General features: G+C 67.5%; 2 protein-coding genes. Both read left to right on the top strand.

Annotated elements, in window-relative coordinates; genetic code table 11:
- The first annotated feature begins 118 nt into the window (after window positions 1–118).
- Window positions 119–1387, top strand: coding sequence for an IS256 family transposase (locus AC5L38_RS44075; protein WP_495248795.1), 1269 nt, complete (start codon window positions 119–121; stop codon window positions 1385–1387).
- On the top strand, window positions 1384–1773 hold the full coding sequence (locus tag AC5L38_RS44070; protein WP_495248794.1) for a hypothetical protein: 390 nt from the start codon (window positions 1384–1386) through the stop codon (window positions 1771–1773). The genes AC5L38_RS44075 and AC5L38_RS44070 overlap by 4 nt, the downstream gene beginning before the upstream one ends.
- Window positions 1774–1812 lie beyond the last annotated feature (39 nt).

Here is a 1812-nt window from a genome sequence, read left to right as displayed (position 1 = left end):
GACGGGAGCAATGATCGAAACCTGTGGATCTGCCAGGAAGGGGTGTACCTTCCCCGATCATCCGATGTGGTTTCGAGATAAGGCCGACGCGCCAACGTCGGTCGGGAAGGCACACCCGATGCTCACCGTAGTTCCTGACCCGTCCGGCCGCGAGCCGGCCGTTGGATCGTCGTCGTTGATCGATGAGATCGTGCGGGAGGGTGCGCGGCGTATGCTGGCCGAGGCGCTCAAGGCCGAGGTCGATGCCTATACCGCCCGGTTCGTCGACGAACGCGACAATAACGGCCGTCGCCTGGTGGTGCGCAACGGCCACCACGAGCCCCGCGAAGTCCTGACCTCCGCGGGGGCGATCGAAGTGCGGGCGCCGCGGGTCAACGACAAACGAGTCGATGCGGCCACGGGCGAGCGGCAGCGGTTCTCCTCGGCGATTTTGCCGCCCTGGTGCCGCAAGACCCCGAAGATCAGCGAGGTGCTGCCGCTGCTCTACCTGCACGGCCTGTCCTCGGGCGACTTTGTGCCCGCGCTCGGCCAGTTCCTCGGCTCGAGCGCGGGGCTTTCGGCGCCAGTCATCACCAAGCTGACCGAGCAGTGGAAGAACGAGCAGCGTGCGTTCGCGGCCCGTGACCTGCGGGAGGTCGACTTCGTCTACCTGTGGGCCGACGGCATCCACGTCAACATCCGGCTCGAGGAGCACAAGCTCTGCCTGCTGGTGATGATCGGAGTGCGCGCCGACGGACGCAAGGAGCTCGTCGCGCTCGCGGACGGCTACCGCGAGTCAACCGAGTCGTGGGCCGACCTGTTGCGCGACTGCAAACGCCGCGGGATGCGCGCCCCGGTGCTCGCGGTCGGCGACGGCGCGCTCGGCTTCTGGGGCGCGCTGAGGGAGGTGTTTCCGCAGACCAAGGAGCAGCGCTGCTGGTTCCACAAGATCGCGAACGTGTTGGGGGCGCTCCCGAAGTCGGCCCACCCCGGGGCAAAGAAGTACCTGGCGGAGATCTGGAACGCCGAAGACAAGACGCACGCCGTGCGGGCGGTGAAGGAGTTCCAGGCCGCCTACGGCGTCAAGCATCCCAAGGCCGTCGCGAAGGTCGTCGATGACCTGGAGGAACTGCTGTCGTTCTATGACTTCCCGGCTGAGCACTGGCAGCACCTGCGGACCACGAACCCGATCGAGTCGACGTTCGCGACCGTCCGCCACCGCACCAAGGTCACCAAGGGTCCCGGCTCGCGGGCCGCAGGGCTGGCGATGGCGTTCAAGCTGATCGAGTCCGCCCAGGCCCGGTGGCGGGCGGTCAACGCGCCCCACCTCGTCGCCCTGGTCCGCGCCGGGGCCACCTTCGTCAACGGCAAGCTCGTTGAACGTCCAGCCGAGACGTCCGCCGCATGAACCTGCCTCCTCGCCCGACCGGTGCCGAGCAGCCCTGGCCCACCGACAGGCTGACCGCGCTGCGCCTGGGACAGCGACTGGTCGCCGAGGTCCCCGCCATAGGACCCGGACGGCGCGCGTTCATCGGCATCACCCCGATCCTCACGTCGGCCGACGCCCAAGCACGCGACGAGGGCTGGAAACGCGCTAACACCGCACGCGCATTCCGCCTGCAGCACTGGGACTACGACGGTGACCGCATCTCCGGCTTCGACTACGACATCGGAGCCGTCCTCATCCGCACCGCGACCCCAGCCAGCGAACACGATCTCAACACCACGCTCGACGCATGGCAGCTACACCCCGACCAGTTCCTCTACCCCTGGCAGACCGACGACCCGACCTGACCAAGCAACGGACTCGTCCACAGGTCTTGACTATTTCTC

The sequence above is a fragment of the Streptosporangium nanhuense genome (assembly GCF_059358815.1).
Note: the sequence above shows the minus strand (reverse complement) of the source record. Positions and strands in the feature narration are given on the sequence as shown.

What these genes read in the sequence shown, in the direction of transcription:
- AC5L38_RS44075 (WP_495248795.1), top strand. Translation starts at nt 119, where the DNA reads ATGCTCACCGTAGTTCCTGACCCGTCCGGCCGCGAGCCGGCCGTTGGA.
- AC5L38_RS44070 (WP_495248794.1), top strand. Translation starts at nt 1,384, where the DNA reads ATGAACCTGCCTCCTCGCCCGACCGGTGCCGAGCAGCCCTGGCCCACC.